Origin of the sequence: Burkholderia sp. BCC1640 (genome assembly GCF_902833125.1) — a bacterium.
GTDB classification, from domain to species: Bacteria; Pseudomonadota; Gammaproteobacteria; order Burkholderiales; family Burkholderiaceae; genus Burkholderia; species Burkholderia diffusa.
Window position 1 is genome coordinate 42,625 of record NZ_CADFEF010000005.1, and the last position, 22,348, is coordinate 64,972.

29 protein-coding genes and 2 pseudogenes are annotated in these 22,348 nt (G+C 62.6%); 23 read left to right on the forward strand and 8 right to left on the reverse strand.

Translation table 11 applies throughout. The features are described from left to right. The first annotated feature begins 681 nt into the window (after window positions 1–681). From HWX25_RS07320 to HWX25_RS07405, 18 genes are all read left to right on the forward strand, one after another. Window positions 682–1,287, forward strand: a complete 606-nt coding sequence (locus HWX25_RS07320; protein ID WP_175907912.1) for a hypothetical protein — start codon at window positions 682–684, stop codon at window positions 1,285–1,287. A 102-nt stretch (window positions 1,288–1,389) separates the two neighbouring features. Continuing rightward, window positions 1,390–1,650, forward strand: coding sequence for an AlpA family phage regulatory protein (locus HWX25_RS07325; RefSeq protein WP_175907914.1), 261 nt, complete (start codon window positions 1,390–1,392; stop codon window positions 1,648–1,650). A gap of 3 nt (window positions 1,651–1,653) precedes the next feature. Then, window positions 1,654–2,019, forward strand: coding sequence for a helix-turn-helix domain-containing protein (locus HWX25_RS07330; protein WP_124919412.1), 366 nt, complete (start codon window positions 1,654–1,656; stop codon window positions 2,017–2,019). Window positions 2,020–2,169: 150 nt separating this feature from the next. Then, on the forward strand, window positions 2,170–2,442 hold the full coding sequence (locus HWX25_RS07335; RefSeq protein WP_347879251.1) for an XRE family transcriptional regulator: 273 nt from the start codon (window positions 2,170–2,172) through the stop codon (window positions 2,440–2,442). Window positions 2,443–2,518: 76 nt separating this feature from the next. Beyond that, window positions 2,519–2,665 carry a hypothetical protein gene (locus tag HWX25_RS07340; RefSeq protein WP_175907916.1) on the forward strand — a complete coding sequence of 49 codons (147 nt, stop codon included), beginning with the start codon at window positions 2,519–2,521 and terminating at the stop codon, window positions 2,663–2,665. Continuing rightward, complete coding sequence (locus HWX25_RS07345) at window positions 2,658–2,867, forward strand: hypothetical protein (RefSeq protein ID WP_175907918.1); 210 nt, start codon at window positions 2,658–2,660, stop codon at window positions 2,865–2,867. The genes HWX25_RS07340 and HWX25_RS07345 overlap by 8 nt, the downstream gene beginning before the upstream one ends. Beyond that, on the forward strand, window positions 2,864–3,091 hold the full coding sequence (locus tag HWX25_RS07350; RefSeq protein WP_060272914.1) for a hypothetical protein: 228 nt from the start codon (window positions 2,864–2,866) through the stop codon (window positions 3,089–3,091). Before HWX25_RS07345 ends, HWX25_RS07350 begins: the two co-directional genes overlap by 4 nt. Further along, window positions 3,084–3,476, forward strand: a complete 393-nt coding sequence (locus HWX25_RS07355; protein WP_175907920.1) for a hypothetical protein — start codon at window positions 3,084–3,086, stop codon at window positions 3,474–3,476. The genes HWX25_RS07350 and HWX25_RS07355 overlap by 8 nt, the downstream gene beginning before the upstream one ends. Then, complete coding sequence (locus HWX25_RS07360; RefSeq protein WP_124919409.1) at window positions 3,473–3,700, forward strand: PC4/YdbC family ssDNA-binding protein; 228 nt, start codon at window positions 3,473–3,475, stop codon at window positions 3,698–3,700. Before HWX25_RS07355 ends, HWX25_RS07360 begins: the two co-directional genes overlap by 4 nt. Next, window positions 3,700–4,248: a hypothetical protein gene (locus tag HWX25_RS07365; RefSeq protein ID WP_124919408.1), complete on the forward strand. Its 549-nt coding sequence runs from the start codon at window positions 3,700–3,702 to the stop codon at window positions 4,246–4,248. Before HWX25_RS07360 ends, HWX25_RS07365 begins: the two co-directional genes overlap by 1 nt. Window positions 4,249–5,072: 824 nt before the next feature. Then, a complete protein-coding gene (locus tag HWX25_RS07370) occupies window positions 5,073–5,324 on the forward strand; it encodes an HNH endonuclease signature motif containing protein (RefSeq protein WP_060272940.1) in 252 nt (83 codons plus the stop codon). A gap of 104 nt (window positions 5,325–5,428) precedes the next feature. Beyond that, window positions 5,429–5,869, forward strand: a complete 441-nt coding sequence (locus HWX25_RS07375) for a hypothetical protein (RefSeq protein ID WP_175907922.1) — start codon at window positions 5,429–5,431, stop codon at window positions 5,867–5,869. After that, window positions 5,851–7,371: a terminase TerL endonuclease subunit gene (locus HWX25_RS07380; RefSeq protein WP_175907924.1), complete on the forward strand. Its 1,521-nt coding sequence runs from the start codon at window positions 5,851–5,853 to the stop codon at window positions 7,369–7,371. The genes HWX25_RS07375 and HWX25_RS07380 overlap by 19 nt, the downstream gene beginning before the upstream one ends. 56 nt (window positions 7,372–7,427) lie before the next feature. After that, window positions 7,428–9,320, forward strand: a complete 1,893-nt coding sequence (locus tag HWX25_RS07385) for a phage major capsid protein (RefSeq protein WP_244138741.1) — start codon at window positions 7,428–7,430, stop codon at window positions 9,318–9,320. 12 nt (window positions 9,321–9,332) lie between these two features. Further along, window positions 9,333–9,512: a hypothetical protein gene (locus HWX25_RS07390; RefSeq protein ID WP_175907928.1), complete on the forward strand. Its 180-nt coding sequence runs from the start codon at window positions 9,333–9,335 to the stop codon at window positions 9,510–9,512. After that, entirely contained in the window at window positions 9,512–10,801 is a 1,290-nt protein-coding gene (locus HWX25_RS07395) for a phage portal protein (RefSeq protein WP_175907929.1), read from the forward strand. The genes HWX25_RS07390 and HWX25_RS07395 overlap by 1 nt, the downstream gene beginning before the upstream one ends. Further along, window positions 10,791–11,108 (forward strand): head-tail connector protein, encoded by a 318-nt coding sequence (locus HWX25_RS07400; RefSeq protein ID WP_175907932.1) that lies wholly within the window; start codon window positions 10,791–10,793, stop codon window positions 11,106–11,108. Before HWX25_RS07395 ends, HWX25_RS07400 begins: the two co-directional genes overlap by 11 nt. 431 nt (window positions 11,109–11,539) lie before the next feature. After that, complete coding sequence (locus tag HWX25_RS07405) at window positions 11,540–12,196, forward strand: hypothetical protein (RefSeq protein ID WP_175907934.1); 657 nt, start codon at window positions 11,540–11,542, stop codon at window positions 12,194–12,196. Between the two features lie 54 nt (window positions 12,197–12,250). Here the strand turns inward: HWX25_RS07405 and HWX25_RS07410 are convergent, their stop codons facing one another. Together HWX25_RS07410 and HWX25_RS07415 are read right to left on the reverse strand one after the other, a co-directional pair. Continuing rightward, complete coding sequence (locus tag HWX25_RS07410; protein ID WP_175907936.1) at window positions 12,251–13,171, reverse strand: restriction endonuclease; 921 nt, start codon at window positions 13,169–13,171, stop codon at window positions 12,251–12,253. A 384-nt stretch (window positions 13,172–13,555) separates the two neighbouring features. Then, window positions 13,556–14,674, reverse strand: a complete 1,119-nt coding sequence (locus tag HWX25_RS07415; protein WP_175908130.1) for a right-handed parallel beta-helix repeat-containing protein — start codon at window positions 14,672–14,674, stop codon at window positions 13,556–13,558. A gap of 354 nt (window positions 14,675–15,028) precedes the next feature. On the opposite strand from HWX25_RS07415, the gene HWX25_RS07420 reads away from it, so the two are divergent. After that, complete coding sequence (locus HWX25_RS07420) at window positions 15,029–15,508, forward strand: hypothetical protein (protein ID WP_244138743.1); 480 nt, start codon at window positions 15,029–15,031, stop codon at window positions 15,506–15,508. 16 nt (window positions 15,509–15,524) lie between these two features. Here the strand turns inward: HWX25_RS07420 and HWX25_RS33885 are convergent. Further along, a pseudogene (locus HWX25_RS33885) lies at window positions 15,525–15,820 on the reverse strand (hypothetical protein); the annotation flags it as partial. Here HWX25_RS33885 and HWX25_RS07425 point away from each other — a divergent pair. Further along, window positions 15,796–16,044: pseudogene (locus tag HWX25_RS07425) on the forward strand (TetR/AcrR family transcriptional regulator); the annotation flags it as partial. The pseudogenes HWX25_RS33885 and HWX25_RS07425 overlap by 25 nt on opposite strands. Before the next feature lie 84 nt (window positions 16,045–16,128). On the opposite strand, the gene eco reads toward HWX25_RS07425, so the two are convergent. Then, complete coding sequence (eco, locus tag HWX25_RS07430) at window positions 16,129–16,632, reverse strand: serine protease inhibitor ecotin (RefSeq protein WP_175907938.1); 504 nt, start codon at window positions 16,630–16,632, stop codon at window positions 16,129–16,131. Window positions 16,633–16,775: 143 nt separating this feature from the next. Here eco and HWX25_RS07435 point away from each other — a divergent pair, with 143 nt between their 5' ends. Beyond that, complete coding sequence (locus HWX25_RS07435; RefSeq protein ID WP_175907940.1) at window positions 16,776–17,147, forward strand: hypothetical protein; 372 nt, start codon at window positions 16,776–16,778, stop codon at window positions 17,145–17,147. Between the two features lie 182 nt (window positions 17,148–17,329). On the opposite strand, the gene HWX25_RS07440 is transcribed toward HWX25_RS07435, so the two are convergent. Further along, window positions 17,330–17,731 carry a hypothetical protein gene (locus HWX25_RS07440; protein WP_175907942.1) on the reverse strand — a complete coding sequence of 134 codons (402 nt, stop codon included), beginning with the start codon at window positions 17,729–17,731 and terminating at the stop codon, window positions 17,330–17,332. Window positions 17,732–17,848: 117 nt separating this feature from the next. Between HWX25_RS07440 and HWX25_RS07445 the strand changes: the two genes are divergently transcribed. Both HWX25_RS07445 and HWX25_RS07450 read left to right on the forward strand, forming a co-directional pair. Next, window positions 17,849–18,229 (forward strand): DUF5594 family protein, encoded by a 381-nt coding sequence (locus HWX25_RS07445; RefSeq protein ID WP_059527440.1) that lies wholly within the window; start codon window positions 17,849–17,851, stop codon window positions 18,227–18,229. Between the two features lie 186 nt (window positions 18,230–18,415). After that, the gene (locus tag HWX25_RS07450) at window positions 18,416–19,783 is read left to right on the forward strand and encodes an MFS transporter (RefSeq protein WP_175907944.1); all 1,368 of its coding nucleotides are present in this window, start codon (window positions 18,416–18,418) and stop codon (window positions 19,781–19,783) included. A gap of 18 nt (window positions 19,784–19,801) precedes the next feature. Here the strand turns inward: HWX25_RS07450 and HWX25_RS07455 are convergent, their stop codons facing one another. The 3 genes from HWX25_RS07455 to HWX25_RS07465 all read right to left on the reverse strand — a co-directional run bounded on the left by HWX25_RS07455 (window position 19,802) and on the right by HWX25_RS07465 (window position 22,130). Further along, window positions 19,802–20,380, reverse strand: coding sequence for an AAA family ATPase (locus tag HWX25_RS07455; protein WP_175907946.1), 579 nt, complete (start codon window positions 20,378–20,380; stop codon window positions 19,802–19,804). Further along, complete coding sequence (gene otsA, locus HWX25_RS07460; RefSeq protein WP_175907949.1) at window positions 20,373–21,794, reverse strand: alpha,alpha-trehalose-phosphate synthase (UDP-forming); 1,422 nt, start codon at window positions 21,792–21,794, stop codon at window positions 20,373–20,375. Before otsA ends, HWX25_RS07455 begins: the two co-directional genes overlap by 8 nt. Before the next feature lie 150 nt (window positions 21,795–21,944). Then, window positions 21,945–22,130 carry a hypothetical protein gene (locus tag HWX25_RS07465; protein WP_059527452.1) on the reverse strand — a complete coding sequence of 62 codons (186 nt, stop codon included), beginning with the start codon at window positions 22,128–22,130 and terminating at the stop codon, window positions 21,945–21,947. Between the last annotated feature and the right edge of the window lie 218 nt (window positions 22,131–22,348).

The window sequence follows — 22,348 nt, forward strand, 5'->3', positions numbered from 1 at the left end:
ATTTCCTTTGATGGTCTTGTCAGGTTTGGCTATACAGTTCCAGCCTATCGTATCATCTGCAAACATAGACGATAGCGTGAACGTTAGCTCTGGCAAAAAATTTAGCGGCAGGCACGCCCTCACCGATGACTGTTCCATAACGGCAGTGGCCGAACTTGTGGCGCTGGATCCACCATCCGCCGGGAGCGATTTGAGGCATCCCGGCATCCGTGACATACGGTCGGGGCAACGCCTCAGCAATCGGACCGTCGTAGACGAGCATTATCCCGGTGCCACGCCTGCCCCTCGCATCATCCAATGCCTAATTGCCATACCTGTACAAAAAAACAGTATGTCGATCTACAATCAATGACCACGGTTGCTCACTGACGGCATCCCAAAGTCAAACCGCGCCTAGCTCGACGGGGCGAACGCCGGGTGCCCTACCCGGTTGGCGCGGTTCCTAAAGAGGGCTTTGCTTCAGGGCTAGCAATGCGGGAGTTGGGTTCATTTAAGCGATGGTTCACCGTCGCTCAGGCAGCATCAGTCTTGCGAGAATCGTTCGGCGAAGACATCACGGAGATCGATGTCCTTGACCGCGTGTATGCGGGAGAGATCGCAGTGTGGTGGGACGCGACTGGACGATACGCAATGCCCATTGCCAGGGGTAGTCACTGCTTCGGCATACGTCCGGATCAAACGATGCTCGCGCAACGACGCAAGCTTTCTCCAGCTCAGCGGGAATTCTGGTCGCCACTTTCCGATCATGTCCGCTTGCTTGACGGCTTTCACCGTATTGCCGTCAACGCGAGGAAGGACCGCCAGGAAATCTTCGATGGCGATCGGGTGGGAAAAATCGAATTCGCGGACGGAATCCTGCTGCTCGATCAAGACAACGACTCGCTGTTGCAGGTACTTCGAAGGATGCCCTCCCGGCCCGCAGGCTCAAACAGCGCGCGGGATTTCATCGTCGATTTGGAGTTTCCCTCTCCAGACACGTTTCGAATCGGTAGCGCCGATCTCCGCAATCTGTTGAACGATGACCGTACCAGCACTGACGCTTCTGCGCCGTCCGAACTTGGAGACCGAGAACGGGCGTCCCTTCACAAGCAAATTGGCGCTCTCGCGCTTGCTCTAGCGAGCGCATCGAATCGCTATAGGAAGGGGGACGATCCAAACTCGTCGAGAATCGCCGAGGCAGTCACGGAATTTCTCGACGCCCTGCCAGATGCCAAGCGACAAGGCACGGGATCGTCATCGATCAGAGCCAGTATCAAGGCGGGCCTTGATCTGCTCAATGAAGCTTGATCGATTTGCCAGCTAGCAGCGAGTTTTGCCAGCTGGCACCCGCGCCCGACGCAACATATTTAACTAGCGCCATGTTCAACAACCTTGTACGAGGTTTACGGCATGGCTGCCAATACAACATCCGCACAACCGAGCGCACAGGCGCTCACCACCGCCCCCCAAGCCTTGCCGCTCGACGGTTACTCGCGCTGGCAGAATCTCAAGACGTTCGTGCCGCTCTCGCGCGAGTCAATCAGACTGCGTGAAATCGCCGGTCGCTTTCCGCGGCGCGTTCAGCTCGGCTCGCAGCGCTGCATTGCATGGCCAAACCGCGAGATTCATCGCTGGCTCTCCGATCCCGCAAATTACCGCGCTGAGGGCTGAGCCATGCAAACAAAAAAAATGGCCGACCCGCAGGCCAGCCAAGACAAAAAGAATCTCAATTCGAACGCGAATGTTAACACGACGCTCGCCCAAAAGCCGCTCGGCAAAATCGATCGCGTGTTGCTCGAGTTGCGTCGCGGAATCTCGCTGAATCGTTTCGACGCTGAGCGCATGGGCGACCACTGCCTGAATACGACGATCTCGACGCTGCGCGCGGAAGGTTGGCTCATAACGGGCCAATGGGAAACCGTACCGACCCGCTTCGGCAAGACGGCCCGCGTGCTGCGCTACCGCCTGACGGGCTACCGCAACCCGGCAGAGGTCGCCGAGGAAATCGCCGCGATCCTGTGCAAAAACAGAGTCGCATGATGCCCACGCAGCTTTCCGAGGAATTGACAAAGGTACCCAAAGGGCCTACATTGACCGTTCAGGTTCGCGCACTCCGCGAGGACCGCTTCTCCGAAAGGATGCCCATCATGAAGACTTACCTTCGTGCGCGCCTGCTCGCGCCTCAAAAAAATGATTACCTACACTCCCCCCTCGCCGGAAGACATGGAGCGCCTCAAACAGGAGCTCGGGAAAAGCAGCACGGAAATGGCGGAGCTGTTCGGCGTATCGACCGGCCGTCAGTGGCGGAAGTACATGGCGGCGGATGCGAACAACAGCCGGGAAATGGGTATGCACATGCTGTTCTTCGCAATGGCTCAGTTGGAACTCGATCCGCAGACATTCGAACGAGTGCTAGCGCGAATGCGAGCGTGCGGCGCAACAGTCGAAACGGACAAGTCGTAACGCATACCAGTCACGTCGACAACGGTGCGCTCACCGCAATGCCCAGCGCCACTGGTGAAGCAACGGAGGTGCGCGCGTGAATCCGACCGCACTCGAAATCATCAATCGCGCACTGCGTGATGCCACGCTCGCGCCGACCGTGTTCGACGCCCTCGACCTGCTCGGCTCGGCAATGGGCCAGCTCGCAGAACTCTGCCGTCAGGAAGAGGTGCCGCATGGCTAAGTTCCTCATCGACGGTCAGGCCCTGGCAGATCTCGGCAGCAAGCTCCAACAGCTTGAAGAGCTGTTCAACGTGATCCAAAGCGAGGCGCAAATCACGATGCGCGCGTGCGTGATGTGCGACATTGGCCGCGACGTCGCTCAGCGCACGGCGACCGAGCTTGGCGAACTGTGCATGGCTACGCGTGCGGAGGTGTCGGCATGAGCAAGGCCACAACGAAGCCAATTCCCGAGCTCACCCTCGTCGAAACCTTGCTCGACTGCGGGTCCGCTGCTCATTGCATCAAGTGGCTTTTCGAGAAGTACGACGATGGCGAACACGAATGGTCCATCGAGACGATTCGCCTACTCACGTCCGTGCTGAGAACCAAGCTGAGCGATGCGCTGGAAACGGCCGAATCAATCGAAGCGGAGGCACGCCATGCTTGATAGGCGACCTGACGCCGCCGGCCTGCTGTCGTTCTTTTACGGTCGCTTCGACATGAAATCCGCTTCGACCGAAGAGCTCGAATTTCTGTCGTCGTCAACAGCGCCGGACGAGGCAGGCGCTTTGCGCGACACGCTGGATGGAATCGCCTGCCTTGTGTCGGAAGACTTGAGAAAGGAACGCGGGCAACGCATCGGGAATTTTCAAGAATCCAGCGTTCCGTCGCTGCTTTGGAGCATTGCCCGGCAGGTGGACGCAATCGGACAGCTGGCATTCATCGCGAGCGAGGCTGATTTCGAACTTCGCGACCGTGCCGCCCGCTCCGTAATCGAATCTTCGCGTCGACGCGCCCCTAAGCAGTCCTCACAAGGAACGGGAGGCGCATGAGTACATACGACAACGATCGCACCGTGCTGGAGGTACAGAAAAACGCCACGCAGCGTATCCGCATCGCCCACCATTGGCACATGGGCCGGCGGTATGTCGACGTGCGCCTGATGGTAGTCGACCGGGTCGGCGACTTCGTGCCGACTCGGCAGGGAATCAGCATCCGCCCCGAACTGCTCGCCCAGATCATTCAAGGTCTGACGCTTGCCGCGCGGGAGGGCTGATGGCAAAGAAAACGTGGTCCGATCCGCTCGGGCCGCACGTTCGAATCTATCACTCGCTGTTGAATACTCCGGCGTGGCGGGTTCTCGGCCCGTCCGCCGTCAAGCTATACATAGACATGCGGATGACGCTCAACGGCTCGAACAACGGCAGCATTGGTGCTTCCCTGTCGCTGATGAAGCATAAAGGATGGACGGCCAGCGCAACGCTCGCGAAGGCGCTGTACGAGCTGCGTGCGCTCGGTTTCATCGCCGTGACCATCGAGGGCGGTCTACGGCAGGGAACGCGCGTGCCGTCGCTCTATCGCTTCACGGACCTGGAGGTGTACGAGCAGCCAAAAACCGGCGTGCAGGCAGTCAAAGCGACTTACGACTTTCGTCGCTTCGAGTCGGTACGCGATGCCGAGCGCGAACTTGTGGCGGGGCTCGAAAAACTGCAGGAGGCGGGCAGAAAGAAGCAGCAGACGAAGAAAAAATCCCCTGTTCAGAAGCTGAACCCGTCCAGTTCAGAAAGTGAACCCGCGGCGCAGAATTTCCAGTCCAGAAACTGAACAGGGAAGCACCTTTCCAATGCAGAAACTGAACAGGGAGCGAAAATGCCCGAAATGCCCACCTATCAAGGGTTTTCGGGCTTTTTTTATATCGTTTTTTGCCGCTTCGCTCCATGTTCAGAAACTGAACTCTTTTATAGTATTGCCATACCTACGCGCTGAATCCGTGCTACTGGCAGGCAAATGAATGCCTGGTGATCGGGTGATTCATGGAGTTATCCACATGGAAGCCCGCGCGGGTCGAAAAGGGTGCAAAAGCAGCACCGTTTCAGGCGAAATCGGGACTATTTGGATCGGCGGAAATTTGGCCCGATCTCCATCAAACCCTTCGTTTATATAGCTCCGAACCGGATAGAGCGTTCGGCCTGCCCCGCCAAAGGGTGCAATCCAGCGCACGGAAAAGGGTGCAATATTCGACACCCTCCAAATCTCCCCCTTCTCCCCCGGCAAGGCTCGCTTACCCCAAGTACACACCGCCACGCGTTGCTGAAACGTTACGGCAACGTTCCACCACGCCTCCGTCCCGTCTGTTGTAAACGTCGGCGACGTAGCGGATAATTGCTAGATATCCAACATTCAAGCAATTAAATGCCATTTTCAGGCGCACCCCTAGCTACCACTGCGTCAGAGCTCAAGCATCGGTCCAACGATCAGATTGAGGCGACGGTCGCGCACGCGCTGATCGCGCGCGGCGAGTTGGAGCGAATCCTGTACTGCTGGGTCAGCGCGGGCACGCAGCCGTCACGACGATTCCTGACGCTACCGCCGCCGAGGTCGATGCGATGAGCGCACGCGTCCAACTGCGCACACGCGGCAGCAAGTGGATGAAGATCCGCGCCCGCATCCTCCGGCGCGATCCGATCTGCGTGCTGTGTGCTGAACAGGACGTTGTGCGCGAGTCGGTTGTCGTGGACCACATCAAGCCGCTCGAGCATGGCGGCACCGATGCCGACGACAACCTTCGCGGATTGTGTGCCGATCACCATGACCAGGTGACGCGCCAGCAGTTCGGCCATCGGGAGCGGCGCAAGGCGTTCGGACCTGACGGCCTGCCACTCGACGGCAGTTGGTTATGAGCTGTAGCCCCCGGCCCGGGGGGATGGTCGATTTCTAGGGATTCAAAGCCCGGGAAACCGACCGCCCCCTTCGCTTTCATAAACGTGGACAAAAAAGGTAAAAAATGGCTCAACGCGGACGGAAATCTACCGCATCGATCGTAACGGCGACAGCCGCGCCGGTTGCGGCGGAACAGCGTCTTGCGCCGCCACTCCACCTGAGTGACGGCGAGCGTGCGGTCTGGATAGAGGTCGTCAACGATCAACCGGCGAGCGCGTTCACGGCAACCCATGCGCCGCTGCTGGAAATGTACTGTCGTCACGTCACGAACGCTCGCGTACTGGCCGAAGAGATTTTGAATTTCGAGCGCGCATGGCTCGCAGACGACGATGGCCTGAAACGCTACGACCGACTGCTCGCAATGTCCGAGCGTGAGAGTCGCGCGGCCTCGTCGCTTGCGACGCGACTGCGCATCACGCGGCAGGCCGTCGAGCATCCGACGACGGTAGGTCGTTCACTGACGAACCAGAAGAAGGCAAGGAAACCATGGGAACTCCCCGCGTAAAGCGTGTCTCTCGCGGCGAGCGCAACATCCGATGGATCGAAGAGCACTGCCGCATCCCTGAAGGCCGACTCGTCGGGCAGCCCGTCAAGCTCACGAAAGAGCAACGCGGCTGGATCAAGCAGATATACGACACGCCGACGCGCACCTTCATCCTCTCGATGGCGCGCAAGAACGCCAAAACGGCCCTCTCCGCGTTCCTCGTGTTGCTTCACCTCGTTGGCCCGGAGGCGCGGCCGAACAGCCAGCTATACAGCGCAGCGCAATCGCGCGACCAGGCGGCCGTGCTGTTCGAACTCGCGGCGAAGGTTGTTCGCATGTCCGAGGATCTGTCGCAGTACGTCACCATCCGAGACACGGCGAAGGAGCTGCTGTGTCACGACCTCGGCACGATCTACAAGGCGCTGTCGGCCGACGCAGCGACCAAATTCGGCCTGAGCCCCGCACTCACGATCCACGACGAGCTCGGCCAGGTCAAAGGCCCCCGCTCCCAACTGTACGAGGCACTGGAAACGGCGAGCGCAGCGCAGGAAAGCCCACTATCGATCGTCATCAGCACGCAGGCCCCTACCGATGGTGATCTGCTCAGCCTGCTCATCGACGACGCGCTGAGCGGTGCCGATCCGCGTCTGAAGGTGGCGCTCTATACCGCGCCGCTCGACATGGATCCATTCAGCGATGAGGCGATCCGGCTGGCGAACCCGCATTTCGACGTGTTCATGAATCGCGAGGAAGTGCGTCGCATGGCGTCGGATGCGAAGCGCCTGCCGAGCCGCGAATCGGCCTATCGCAACTTGGTTTTGAATCAGCGCGTCGAAGCTCGCAATCCGTTTGTCGCGCGTGCGATCTGGATGGAGAACAGCGGCGAACCTGCCGAGCTGGACGGCGAGGACGTTTATGGCGGCCTCGATCTATCGAGCGTGAGTGACTTGACGGCGCTCGTTCTGCTGTCGGAGGGCGGTGACGTTCATCCGACATTCTGGCTCCCGGAGGACGGCCTCGAAGCGAAGGCGCGGGCCGATCGCGTGCCTTACGACGTGTGGGCGCGTGATGGCCTGCTTCAGACGACGCCCGGCAGCGCCATCGAATACGAATTCGTCGCCGAATACTTGCGCGGCGTGTTCGACCGCTGCAACGTGCGCGCGCTCGCGTTCGACCGGTACAACATGCGATTCCTGAAACCGTGGCTTGAGCGGGTCGGCTTCACGGATGAGGAGTTGAGCCGGTTCGTCGAATTCGGCCAGGGCTTCGTTTCCATGTCGCCAGCTATTCGCGAGCTGGAAGCGCGGCTGCTTGCGCGCAAGCTCCGACACGGCGGACACCCCGTCCTGCAAATGTGTGCCGTGAACGCGGTCGCCGTTTCCGATCCGGCGGGCAACCGCAAATTCACGAAACAGAAGTCGACCGGCCGCATCGACGGCATGGTGGCTTTGGCGATGGCGGTCGGCGCCACGCAACAAAATTCGACAGAATCAGAAATTGAACCGCAAATGTTCTTCATATAGCCTTGACATTTGCACTCTATGCGTGATAATGACAATATTCACGCAATCAAATGCCAATGAATCAGCAAATTTCGAAATTTATCACCAAGCAAACTGCGAAGGCGTCGAATAAGGCGTTCTCGCGGTTCGAGGTGAAGACCCTCGACGACGGGACGCGAATGCTCAAGGGCATTGCCTCCACGCCGACGCCCGATCGCGTGGGCGATACCGTCGTCCCGGAAGGCATCCGATTCAAGACGCCGTTCCCGCTGCTGTGGCAGCACGATCCAAGCAAGCCCATCGGCACCGTCAACAAAATGACGGTCACAGCGGCCGGCGCCGAGGTTGAGGCGACGATCGCCCCCCCCGGCACTGCCGCATACATCGATGAGGCATACAACCTCATCAAGGCCGGTTTGGTGCCGGGCCTGTCCATCGGATTCCGCCCTCTCGACGCCGTGTACGACAAGGCGACAGGCGGCTTCCTTATCAAATCCTGCGAGCTGTTCGAACTCAGCGCCGTGACGATCCCGGCAAACGCTGATGCGGCAGTTCAATCAATCAAAGCGCATGACAAGTCCCGTGTGGGAGCGCCCGTCGTGCGTTTGAACGCTCCCATCATCAAGGAACATGACATGACCATTGCTGAACGACTCAAGGCTCTCGCGAAGAAGCGAGCGGAACACATCGCGCGCAAAAAGGCGCTGATGGATGGCGCTGACGCAGACGGTGGCCGCACGCTGAACGAAGCCGAGTCGACGGAATACGACCAGCTCGACGCAGAGCTGAAGTCGCTCGACGCCCACGAAACGCGCCTCAAGGAACAGCAAGCGATCGAAGCCAAGTCGGCCGTTCCGGTCGCCGGCGGCCCGGCCGCGCACTCGCCCGTCATCGTGACGCCCAACGTCACCAAAGGCACGGCGTTCACGCGGTATGCGATTGCGCTCGCGCGCTCGAAGGGCAACCTCATGCAAGCGGCCGAGATCGCGAAGCAATGGAAGGATTCGACGCCGGAGGTTGAAACGGTGCTCAAGGCGGCCGTCGCAGCCGGCACGACTACGGACCCGACGTGGGCCGCGCCGCTCGTCGAATATCAGAACATGGCCGGCGAATTCATCGAACTGCTGCGCCCGGCTACGATCGTCGGCCGCATCGAAGGTCTGCGTCGTGTGCCGTTCAATGTCCGCATCCCCGGCCAGGCGACGGGTTCGTCGGTCGGCTGGGTTGGCGAAGGCAAGCCCGCGCCCGTGTCGGCACTGGCGTTCAATACGACGACGCTCGGCTTCTCGAAGGTGGCAGGCATCGTCGCGATCACGGAAGAGCTTGCGCGCTTCTCGACGCCGAGCGCCGAAGGGGTCATCCAGCAGGATCTCATTTCGACGATCAGCCAATTCCTCGACGGGCAATTCATCGACCCGGCTGTTGAAGCCGGCGCAAATGGTCTGTCGCCCGCGTCGATCACGAACGGCATCAAGGCGATTCCGGCATCAGGCAAGGATGCGGAAGCCGTGCGCGCCGACGTGAAGAAGGTATTCCAGGCGTACATCGCAGCAAATCTGTCGGTCGCGGGCGCGGTCTGGATCATGTCGGAGACGACGGCCCTCGCGCTGTCGCTGATGCTGAACGTGATGGGGCAACCGGAGTTTCCGGGCCTGACGATGGCGGGCGGCACGTTCTTCGGTCTGCCGGCGATCCTGTCGCAAACGGCCGGCAACAACATCGTACTCGCGAAGGCAAGCGAAATCCTGTTTGCCGACGACGGCGGTGTGACGCTCGACGTGAGCCGTGAAGCGTCGCTGCAAATGGATAGCGCACCCGTTGCTGGCGCTACGGAACTGGTGTCGCTGTGGCAAAGCGGCTTCATCGCCCTGAAGGCCGAGCGGTTCATCAACTGGAAGCGCCGCCGGCTCGAAGGTGTTCAGTACATCTCCGGCGCAGCCTACGGCGACGCGGCGACCGACGGCGCGTAAGCGGAGAACGTCATGCAAACCTATGAGGTAGCCGAGGCGTTCCCCTATGCAGGGCGCACGCGGCACGTCGGCGAGCGAATCGAGATCAGCGATCCGAAGCATGCCCAACTGCTGATCCTGCTCCGGAAGATTCGCGAGCCGGCGTCGAAGCGTTCCGCGTACAAGCGCCGCGACATGCGGCCGGAGGGCTGATGCGGCTCTTCTCGTGGATGCGGAAAGCCGCCCCGCCGCTTGCGGTTGGCGGCGGCAGCTCGATTGCCGGCGTCGTGCGCGAGCCGTTCGCGGGCGCGTGGCAGGCCAGTATGGGAATTGATGGCCGCCACGACCTGCTCGCGTTCTCGGCCGTATACGCGTGCGTGGATCGCATCGCCTCGGACATTTCGAAACTCGGCATCCGGTACGTGAAGCAGATCGGCAATATCTGGCAGGACGCCAGTGCGCCCCGCTTCACGGGGCCGCTGCGCCGGCCGAATCCGTACCAAAATCGAATTCAGTTCGTGAAGGCGTGGCAGGTGTCGAAGCTGCTTGCCGGCAACGCGTATGTGCTGCTCGTCCGCGACATGCTGCGCAATGTGATCGCCATGTACGTGCTCGACCCGACGCGCGTTGTTCCGCTCGTCGCGCCCAGCGGTGCGGTGTTCTATCAGGTGGCCGCCGATCCGCTGCGCGGACTGCCAGAGAAAGTCACGATTCCGGCGTCCGAGATCATCCACGATCGCGGTATCTGCCCGTGGCATCCGCTCATTGGTGTATCACCGATCGTCGCTGCAGCAGCAGCCGGCACGATGGGAAACCGTATCCAGCAGAACAGCCGGAAGTTCTTCGGGAACATGTCGCGGCCTGGCGGCATCCTCTCCGCACCCGGCAAGATCAGCGACGAAACCGCAAACCGGCTGAAGACCCATTGGGAAACGAACTATGGTGGCGAGAACGCCGGTCGTTTGGCCGTAGTGGGTGAAGGGCTGAAGTACGAAACCGTCATGATGACCGCGACGGATGCGCAGCTCGTCGAACAGCTTCGCTGGGCTGTCGAAGACGTGGCGCGTTGCTATCACGTCCCGCTCTACAAGATCGGTGCCGACCCGACCGGTTCTAAAACGGCAGCCAACATCGGCGCGCTCGAGCAGTCGTACTACACCGATTGCCTGCAAGCCCCAATCGAAGAGCTCGAGCTCTGTCTCGATGACGGCTTCGAAGTCCCGGACGGTCAAGGGTTTGATGTTGACGTGCGCGGGCTGCTGCGCATGGACCCGGCCGCGCGATATGATGCGCACTCGAAAGCCGTCGGCGGCGGCTGGATGGCCCCAAATGAGGCGCGGGCGGCGGAGAACATGCCGCCAGTGCCAGGTGGCGACACCCCGTATCTCCAACAGCAGAATTACTCGCTGCGTGCGCTCGCCGAGCGCGACAAGGATCCGGCGCCGAGCAGCGCTTCGGCGGCCAGCACGCCTGAACGAATGGAGCCGACAAATGGCAATTAAGCAGCTTGTCTCATTCAATCGCGCGCTTTCGCATCTGCGCGTCGAGGCGGGCGACGATGACGACACGATCAAGGATCTGATCGACGCGGCCAGCGACATCGTCGTGGACTATCTGAAACTCAAGGAAATCCCCGAGACTTGGGCGCTCGAAGACGGCGACACTACGAGCACCGTTCCCGGCTCAGTGCGCTCGGCTGTCCTGCTCGTGCTAGGCACCCTGTACGATGACCGCGAAGGCACGACCGACCCGCTCACGCCGGCGGTCGAGTCGCTTCTCATGCGCTTGCGCGATCCGGCCGTGGCCTGACTCGCAGGACCGGCACACTCAACCAACTTGACTGCCCCTCCTCATCTGGCTCGCTACAGATGGCAAGGGCGGGAACCTGGAATCTCGGGCGATCTAAACGTCGTTCCCAGCAGGTCTTTTAGTTCTTTCGTGCGGGCAGTCCCGCAGCAGGGGCTGCCATAGTTGAATGCGCGAACGATCCTTACGCCCAGATCGCACGCTCGATCACCCGTAAAAAGCCATATCGGCTTTCAACCTTTATAAATTATCGACTCAACTACAGGAAGCCCAGCCCGTCAATATTCTAGAGAATTTTTAAATTCGTCTGATTAATGCACATCCCAACAAACCCGTAAGCGACTGAAACAGCAGCGAAAGCACGCCATTAGCACGCCCCAAATCACCTAGAAAACATATAATGCCTACTGTGTCGACGAAAACAGGACGCAAACGTGACGAATTGGGACATAGTGACTAAATTGGCGTTCCCCCTCATCGTCGCCCTATTAGTCGCTGCGATAGGTAGACGGTTAGAATACAAACCAAAGCTGGTCACCTACATGGCGCACGCGGCTGGCTTCTCGATGCCACCAATCGCAGGCCCAGCGAAACCATCAGTTCCTCCACGCGACAAGTCATTGCAAACGGCACCCGCTGCAATACCCACGACGGTCGTGCTAGCCCCGGGTGTCCAGGTGAATGTGCATAGCATCGTGGTCAGAAATACCGGGAAGAAAACCGCTTTCAACGTTCGGCTAGGGCACAATATGCCGGTGCACAACTACGTCCTGGATCCACAAGTACAACACGAGAAAAAGGAATCATCGACCGGCCCTTGGGAGATCGTGCTTCCGGCTCTTGTACCCAATGAGCAAGTCCTCGTCTCGTATCTCTATTTCCCTCCGCTGACTTGGCCTCAAATCAACGCGTACACCAAATCAGACGAAGGCTCTGCACGGTTCTTGAACGTGCTTCCATCTCCTCAGCCACCTCGCTGGGCCGTCCGCACGCTCCTTACCTTTTTCTATTTCGGAATAGCCTCGGCCGTTTATGCGCTCATCTCCATCATCCAATGGTACATTGCGGTGTCGCATTTGTTACAGCATTAATACCACGGGATCTCGGATTGGCGGTTTCGAGCGTGAACAGCATTGGACAACGGACTAAGCCTCCCACCCAATCAACCCACGTAGCGTTAGAACGGGACGAATAGGAGGCGCTTGTTCATCGTCAAGCTTCATCCAATGCGCCTCCACCTCCTCCGGCTCAATTACTCCGATGGAGAACGAGTTCGCGTGCGTCAGGCCAGTCTGCTCATCCAAAAATCCGCTAAGGCGTTCGATTTTCAATTGCCCAAAATATCGTTCGATCTTCACGTCTAGGTAGACCGTGAAATCAACAGGCACGCGCTCTCCGTAGCCATTGTCCACCTGTACCGGGCCGTTCGCGGAGATTGTGAGTCCATCGTGTCGCCCGGTGGTAGTCGGATACTCCGCGTTATTCCACCGTCGCAATGCGCATTCAAGTGCGGTACCCAATGAAACGCCGTTTTCGTCAAATGCTTCTATATGGGCGAGGTTGTACGGAAGTCTGAGAGGTTTAGGCGCCGAGCACGTAATCTGAAACGCCATTGTCGTGCTGACATATTCGCAGACAGCCGGAATAGTTGGTCGAGCGCGCCACTTATGGTCTCCAGTATCGATCGGTCGATAAAGTTCCATCTGGAGCTTCTTCGCGACGGTCTTTGCAGTCTCGGTAAACCCGGCCGGACAGACCAGCACCCCCTTGTTTGCACCAATGTCACTTACCATGCCGGCGAACTCTTCTACGCCCTTCACATCGATTGGCTTTTTATAATCTTTACAATCGATAGCTATGGTCATTGTGTATTGGCCGATGTTTTGCGTCACCAGCACGTCCACCTGACGATCAACTTCCGAGTTCCGGCCTTTGACTTTCACGTTGTGCTCGACCTTCGCGGCCGGAGCAAGGCTTCGCTGAATGTTCGCGACAAGATGTTCTAAGTCAAGCCAGTCCTTGGCGTTCATAGCACGTCCAGCATGCTTTGCCTTCTTCTTTCTCATCTTATCCTCGCGGATCCATGTGGCACATATACAAATGCGCAGACAGCTCTGCCCGTGCCTATCTTCCAGCTTTGCCTCCTCCATGTCATCAAGCTGACGCTGCAGCTACCGACAGTTCCCCGCATAACCTCGATCGCCTGGGGGTTTTCTTGGGGGTCTTTTTATCAAGAGGCCAAATCTTTCGCCCTCCAGTCATGGAGACATGAATTCTGTCGGGGGACCAGCAATTTCCCGATTTCCCCCCTGTCCCAAACCCGCGTCGCCCGCATTTGCTGCATCTGGGCGCAGGGTCGTGCACGTGCTCACCTAGTCGCCTGCTCGGCCGCGACCACCTCCATCGGGCTTTGCCACAACGCCCACCCGCCTTCCGGCCTCACCGCCCCGTCACTGCATCAACCCCGTCCTGACCTGCGGCATCAGACTCGCATTCGCGCCCGTCACGGCAAACGTCCCCGTCGGCGACGCCCCGGCCGGCAGCACCAGCAGACTGCCGTCCCCGAGCCGATTCGCATCGACGACGATCTGGTTCGCCGCGCAACCATTCGTCAACAACCAGACCGGCAAGCCGGCAATCGACGAGAACGTGTTGCCCGTCACACTGAACGAACAGACGTTCCCGTACGCCCGGAAACCCGCATAGCCGGACCCCGACACGCGGTTGTCCGCCACCGTGACATCCGACACGGTTCCCGACCACGTATCCAGCTCGATCGCGCCCTGCTGCGTCGGCTGCAGCCCGTTGTTCACGTTCGCGTTCTGGATGTTGGTCACGGTATTGCCCTTGATGACGACGTTCGAAGACCCGTAGGTTTTCCAGCTGTCTTCCTGCGCGACCAGAATCCCCGCCGCCTTCTCGACGCCGTCGACCGTATTGTTCGAGATCGTTACCGCCTGCCCGCCGACGACGGTGATGCCGCGCCCCCACGCGTTGCCCGACACCGCGTTATGGTCGATCAGCACGTTGTTGCTCAGGCGGCCGTCGCCGAGATAGCTGACCACGGCGATCAGATCGTCGCCGGTGCCGGCCACCGTATTGTTCTGCACCAGCACGTTGGCCGATCCGTAAGTCGTATGGATGCCGTCGGCCAGCGTCGCCCGCACGGTATTGCCCACGATCGCGATGCCGTTGCCGCCGAACACGAAGATCCCGGCGCTCGCGCCGCCCTGGATCGTCACGCCGAGCACCTGAACGTCCGAGCCCGTCACCTCGACTTTCGTCGACTCGGGCGTCGTGAGGCGCGTCGTGCCGGTGCCGGCCAGCGTCACGCCAACGAGCGTCGAACCGGTGCCGCGCATCACGATTGTCTGGTCGGCCGGATTCGTGGCGGCCAGCGTCGCGCCGTATCCGGAAATCACCGTCTGGGGCACCGTCACGGCAAGCGAATGCCCGACGACGTAGCGTCCCGGTGCGATGACCAAGCGTTGACCGGCACGCAGGCTGTCGAATGCTTTCTGCAACGCGTCGGCCTGGTCGCTGCCGTCGGCGGCCGGGAAGACCGTCACATCGGCGACGAGAACGGGTTTGATGCCATTGGAAGGCGCACGCGTCGCGCCGGACGCCGTACCGGTCGCCCCGGCGGTCGACACCGGGCTGCCGGAATTCGTCGATGAAGCCGATGCACCGGATGCTGCACCGGCAGGCGCGACGGACGATGTCGATGTGCCCGCAACGGTCGGCGCGCCCGCGGCCGCGTTGTCGTCGCCGCCGCCACATGCGGCAAGACAAAGGCAGAGCGCGGCAAACGTCGCCTGATCGACTGTACGCATACGAAGTTCCGCTAGCCCAAATTGGCGTCATCGTAAGTACGCTTGATCACTTTGTAAATGAATTCCACATTTCACCTGTGAAATATTTCGTTGTCCTCTTCCATTCATCACGACGTCATCACGACGACATGCGACACGCGATCGCACCCTGGCCGAGCACAATCGACATGTACCGGAGATTACGTAGAATCCCGAACCTTCATCTGCACACGGACCTCGACCATGATTCGAACACTCGCGGCCCTGGCCATGTTTTCGGCGCTGATCTGCACGGCGAATGCCGCCGGCGTCGCAAGCGCGACCGGCACGGCGACGCCGAAGCATCGATACGTCAGCCCGGGCGTCGCCAACGTCGCGGATGCCGCAACACGCCGGCCGGAACGCGCGTCGCCCGTTGCTCGCTGCAGCGAACTGGCCGCCGGCATTGATGCCGTCAAACGTGCGCCGGACCGCGGCCACAAGGTCGTGCGCGGCATCGGCCCGGACGGCAAGCCGCGCAACGAGCTGCGTGCTTACGACAAACGAGCCGATCTGGAGGTCGAGCATCGGCAGCTCGGCTGCCAGCCGTAAACGTCACGCCGTCCGATCAGGTCGCACCGGCCATCGCCCCTTGCGCATTCGCGCCGCCGTCGATCGTCAACCCCGTCCCGCCAATCGACCTCCCCCACTGGCCCGACGACGAGCGCGGCCACAACCTTGGCCCTGCCGTCCTGCGGAATCGCCATCCGCAATGGGTTGTGCGGCGGTGTGCTACCTGTCGGCCGGATTCATGTCGGTATCGGTCGCCGAATGCACGAGATTGACCGTGATGCCGCACGCGCCGAGATCGTGCGCAAGCCCCTGCGTTCAGCGGTGTAGTCCGGCAAACGCAGATCGCGATGCACGAGCAGACGGTCGCCGCGTGACGCACGCGCCTTGGCGAAGACGTGGTAACCGGCGAGCTCACCGCGCACGCGAACCTCGATGCGATCGGGCGCTTCTACGTGACACTGCAACAAGGGATGTCGATTCAGACGCGCTACGGCGCGAGCCGTCGCGATTTGGAGGTGGCCGCGCAAACCGCGCTGGCCGCATGGCCGGCGCTCGCGGACGCGAGCGGCGGATAGAGTAACGGGCTCCGGAGAGAAACCCGCAAGGCCGCACGGTCATGCAGCGGCAAGCGCCCCCGCATGACCGCGCCGGTCGGTGCGTTACTGCGTGACGGCGTGCTGCACATCCTTCGACGCATGCCACACGCGGTAGCGCACGTCGAAACCGTCCGGTACGTATACGACGAGCGGCAGGCGGCTGTTGTAGCGCAGCAGCTGGCCGTCACCGCGCACCTGCACGAAGCGCTGCTGCGGCGTCTGGCCGGGGCAGGCCATCAGCGTCGATGCCGGCCCCTTCACGTCGGTCAACCGGTAATACGTATAGCCCCAGCCCTTCACGTCCTCGGCGGTCAGCTCGCCGCCGAACCATTGCTGGTTGCAGTCGGTCTGCAGCGTCTTGCCGATCATCAGCTCGACGCGCGCGTCGCCTTCGTTCTCGAGCGCGGGCAGCGCGATCACCGCGCGCTGCTGGCCAGCCGCCGGCTGCGGGAACATCTTGATCGATTCGGCCGGCACGGCGGGCGCCGATGCGGGCCCGGCCGCGCAGGCGGCGGCAGCGGTCGTCACGCAAAAGGCGGCCAGGACGGCCCGGATCGCGAATTTCATCGATGTGCTCCTGATAAACAAAATAGGCCCCGATGCTAACACTTTCGTCGCTCGACCTTACGAGGCTGTAATTTGACGACACAATTGCAAACAGCCGGCAATCCCCGCGCGCGGTACTTATAGGGGAACCAACGGAGATCATCATGCTCAAGCTCATTGCCGCCGCCGGCGTCGCCACGCTGCTGGCCGGGTGCGTCGTCGGGCCGGACGCCGGATACGGCTACGGACCGACCTACTATTCCGATCCGGGCTATGCGTACGGCCCGGCCTACGCACCGTCGCCCGTGTACGGCACGGTCAACATCTGGGGCGGTGGCGGCGGGCGCGACTGGGACCGCGACCGCCGCGGCTGGGATCGCGGACGCGACGGCTGGAATCGTGACCGCGGCGGCTGGGACCGCGACCGCGGCGAGCGCGCCCGTCATGGCGGCTGGGGCCGCGGCGACGGACGCCGCGCCGATTGGAATGACGGCGGCGGGAACGGCCAAGGCAACGGCGGCGGTCATCGCCACTGACGCAATTGCAACCGTTTGTATCCGCACACAGTCACACGAGACCGAAACGAACCGATAGACGACCACCAAAAGACGAAGGCCCTCGCATCACTGCGAGGGCCTTTTGTCGTCCGCCCTGCCGGGAGTCCGGCAACGCCGGCGATGCAGCGCCGAGCCTGCCCACTCGTCAGACGCGTGCCCGCTTACCACCCGGCCGGCCGCGCATAGCCGCCTGACACCGGCGCGCCGCACACGTACGCGCGCTGATAGCGGTCGTAGCAGTAATCCGAGCCGTCGTCCTGGTACTGCGCCTGCTGATAGGTCGGATACGCCGGCTGCTGGTAAGCCGGTGCCTGGTAGTACGTCGGCGGCTGATAGGCCGGTGCCTGATACACCGGCGCCTGGTACGCGACGGGCGGATTCATCGCCGACGTCACGATCGCGCCGAGCACCGCGCCGCCGATCAGTGCGCCGATGACGGCGCCCCCGTCGCGGCCATGCGCGGACGCCGGGCCCGCCACGGCGAGCGAACCGGCGAGGACACATACTGCGGCAATTCTTTTCATGATGGACTCCCACGCGAAGTGGTACTTGATGCGATGCATTGTGGCTGCGCACGGCCGTAATAGATGCAGCAAGTGGTAACGCGCCATTACGCGTATCACGCACACCGAAACGCGGCACCGCCGTGCTACGATTTTCGGCACACAGGAGACGCCTTCATGCAGCCCGAAACCGCCCGCCGTTTCGATACCGAATTCGCGCCGCGCATTGCGCAGGCGATCGCCGCCTACTTCGCCGATCACGTGCTAACCGGCGTCGTCCCATACGGCGGGCACGGGCAACCGACGCGCGTGCAGATCCGCAGCGCGCCGCACGAGCACGTGAGCGGCTTCGCGCATCCGCTGAACCTCGAGCTGACCTGGGACACCGACGAGATCGAACGACTGATGGCACCCGACGGGCCCGCGCGATTCGAGCACTACCTGAGCGCGCTGCCGAGGAAACTGAGCGCATGGCAGGGCGCGCGCGACATCGATCTCGCGTCGCGCACGCAGGCCGACCCGCTCGTGCGGCTCGGCGGCCTCGACTTCGAAGGCTGAGCGCACGCACCGGCCGCCGGCCGGCCGCTGGCGGCGTCGCGCGAAACGGTCCGGTGATACACTCGACCGGTCCCGCTCCGGCGCCGCGAGGCTGACCGGACCGTTCACCGCCGCCTCCACCCGCGAGCATGGTTGCGCACGCAACCGGCATCCGGGCATGCGGACAATCACGCCTTCGCTCCCGTCATGAACGCCGATACCGGCCTGCCGCTTCCGCAACGCTACTGGGCAATCGTCTGCGTCGCACTGGGCATCACGCTCGCCGTGCTCGACGGCGCCATCGCGAACGTCGCGCTGCCGACGATCGCGCGCGACCTGCACGCGTCCGACGCCGCGTCGATCTGGATCGTCAACGCGTACCAGCTCGCGGTCACGATCACGCTGCTGCCGCTCGCGTCGCTCGGCGAACGCGTCGGCTATCGCCGCATCTACATCGCCGGGCTTGCGCTCTTCACCGCGGCGTCGCTCGGCTGCGCGCTCGCCGGCTCGCTGCCCGTGCTGGCCGTGATGCGCGTGATACAGGGGTTCGGTGCAGCCGGCATCATGAGCGTGAACGCCGCGCTCGTGCGGATGATCTACCCGTCGTCGATGCTCGGGCGCGGGCTGTCGATCAATGCGATGGTGGTCGCGCTGTCGTCGGCGATCGGCCCGACGGTGGCATCGGCGATCCTGTCGTTCGCGTCGTGGCCCTGGCTGTTCGCGGTCAACGTGCCGATCGGCATCGCCGCGGTGTTCGGCAGCCTCCGGGCGCTGCCGGCCAACCCGCTGCACGACGCGCCGTACGACTTCCCGAGCGCGCTGATGAACGCGTGCGTGTTCGGCCTGCTCATCATGGCCGTCGACGGGCTCGGTCACGGCGAAAACCACGCGTACGTCGCAGGCGAACTGGCGATCGCGTTCGCCGTCGGCTACTTCTTCGTGAAGCGGCAGCTGTCGCAGCCGGCACCGCTGCTGCCGGTCGACCTGATGCGCATCCCGATGTTCGCGCTGTCGATCTGCACGTCGGTTGCGTCGTTCACGTCGCAGATGCTCGCGTTTGTCGCGCTGCCGTTCTGGCTGCAGCATTCGCTCGGGTTCTCGCAGGTCGAAACCGGCCTCTACATGACGCCGTGGCCGCTCGTGATCGTATTCGCCGCGCCGCTTGCCGGCGTGCTGTCGGATCGCTACTCGGCCGGCATTCTCGGCGGAATCGGGCTCGCGCTGTTCGCGGCCGGGCTGCTGTCGCTCGCGACGATCGGCGCGCATCCGGGCACCGTCGACATCGTGTGGCGGATGGCGCTGTGCGGCGCAGGTTTCGGGTTGTTCCAGTCGCCGAACAATCGCGCGATGTTGTCGTCGGCGCCGCGCGAGCGCAGCGGCGGCGCGGGCGGGATGCTGAGCACGGCACGCCTGACGGGCCAGACGCTCGGGGCCGCGCTCGTCGCACTGATTTTCGGGCTGGCGCCCGACCGCGGGCCGACGATCGCGCTCTATGTCGCCACGGTGTTCGCGGCGCTCGCCGCGGTGGTCAGCATGCTGCGCATCGCGTCGCCGCGCCCCGACGCGACGACCTGACGCCGCCGCGCCCGCCGGTCACGCGGCGTCGAGCGCGTCCATCACGAAGCGCACGCGCGCCTTCACGCTCACGCACGGCAGCTCGATCAGCCGATACCCGTAGGCCGTATAGCAATCGACCATCGCGTCGTAGGTGCGCACCGCCTCGGCGAAATCCTGCCGGCGCTCGGTGTCCTGCGTGTAGATGTCGGGCCACGGCGGCGCGATGAACACCCGCCGGTGATAACGGAAGCGCCGCGCCGCGGCCTCCGCATGCGCGGGCACCGCGAGGCCCGTCAGACGCAAGTAGCCGATCACGTCCGGCACGCCGCGGTCGAAGAACACGGGCCCGCGCGCGCCTCGTGCGAGATGATACGAACGCATCTCCCAGTTCAGCATCTGCTCGGCAAACGCGGCCGGGTCGCGCCAGGGCAGCGCCGGACCGTCGATCGCCATCTGGTCGCGGATCACACCACGCCCGGCCTCGTGCGAGCGCGCGAAACCGCTGCGCTCGAGCGCATCGAGCAGCGTGCTCTTGCCGGAGCCGGGGCCGCCCGTGACGACGAAGAAGCGGGCGGACGCCGCCTCCGCGCCGCCCTCCTCCATGCGCTCAGACATGCACGGCTCGCCGGCCCGCGCGCTGCGTGACCGACGCGGCCGCCGCGACGCTGCGCAGGTCGGCGACGAACGTATCGCGCCAGACCGACAGGTTGTTCTCGCGCAGGCGCGCGAGGTTCTCTTCGTGACGCGCCTGCCGCTCGGCGAGCGGCATCGACAACGCGCGCTCGAGCGCGTCCGCCATCTGCGACAGGTCGTAAGGATTGACGAGCAGCGCGCCGGTCAGCTCGGCCGCCGCGCCCGCGAACTCCGACAGCACGAGCACGCCCGGATCGGCCGGATCCTGCGACGCGACGTATTCCTTCGCGACGAGATTCATCCCGTCGCGCAACGGCGTCACGTAGCCGACCTGCGACATCCGGAAGAACGCCATCAGCAGATTGCGCTCGTACTTGCGGTTCAGGTACTGGATCGGCGTCCAGTCGAGCTGCGAGAAGCGGCCGTTGATGCGACCGGCCTCGCCTTCGAGCGTTTCGCGAATGCGCTGGTAGGTCTGCACGTCGGAGCGCGTCGGCGGCGCGATCTGCACGAGCGACACGCGCCCCTGCCAGCCCGGCGCGTTGGCGAGCATCCGCTCGAACGACTGGAAGCGTTCGACGAGCCCCTTCGAATAGTCGAGCCGGTCGACGCTCATCACGAGCTTGCGGCCGGCGAGCGCATCGCGCAGCATCTTCACCGGCTTGCGCGAGCCGTACTGGACAGCCGCCTCGGCGATCGCATCCGGATGCACGCCGATCGGATAGGCGGCGACCTTCACGACGCGGCCGTGCGCATGCAGCATCCCGTCGTCGCTCGCCGCGCCGATGCCGCGCCGCTCGATGTAGTCGGTGAACGCCCGCTTGTCGGCATCGGTCTGGAAACCCGCGATGTCGTACGCGCACATGAACTTCACAAGTTCCTCGTGCGGCGGCACGACGCGCAGCATGTCGGGCGACGGAAACGGGATGTGCAGGAAGAAGCCGATCGGGTTCTTCACGCCGAGTTCGCGCAGGCAATGCGCAAACGGCAGCAGATGATAGTCGTGCACCCAGATCAGGTCGTCGGGCAGCAGCAGCGCGGCGAGCTGCTTCGCGAGCATCGCGTTCACGCGCAAATAGCCGGCATACTCCTGCCGGTCGAAGCGCGCGAGATCGCCGCGGTAGTGGAACACCGGCCACAGCGTCGCGTTCGAGAAGCCGCGGTAGTACTGATCGTAATCGCGCCGGGTCAGCCCGAGCGTCGCATACGTGACGTTGCCGTCCCGCTGGATCGCGGGCGCGGCGTCGGGCGTACCGACGATCTCGCCGTTCCAGCCGAACCAGACGCCGCCGGTTTCCTTCAGCGCGTCCATCACGCCGACCGCGAGGCCGCCTGCGCTCGGGCGCGTGTCCTCGCCGGCGGCGACACGGTTCGATACCACGATCAATCTGCTCATGCGGCTTCCCCTCCTCGATTCGATTGGATGACGCGCGGCGCGCGCCAAGGCGGACGCGACGGCCCGGAGGCGGTCGCGCGGCGATTCAGATGTGAGCGATGCAACAAAGAGCGCAATGAAATGCGGCGGCGGAATGCAACGGCGACGGCATCAGGCGTCCTGCTCCTGGCCGAGGTCGCGTTGATAGTCGAGCCCTTCCGGGCGTGCGCCGCCCTGGTTGTGATCGCCGTCGGACGGCGTCTCGTCGGGCGCACCGGCCGGCGCGTCGGTTTGCGGACGCGGGCGCTCGGCACCCGCATCGGGCGGCCGGGGAGAAAACCGTTTGGAACGGCGCATGGCTGGGTGTCTCATATGCAACGCGGCTCGGAGCCGTCGTAGAAACATTCCATAACAAAACAGTCTAGGTGGCTTGCTCGCATGCCACGGTAACAATTGCCTTCAATTTGTAACCTTTCGACCCCCGCTCAGCCAACTGTCCGACAATACCGCCGCGCGTACGCGCGCGAGCCGTCGCCCGCCGATTTGTCAAAGCTTTGCAGTTTTCCTATGACAAT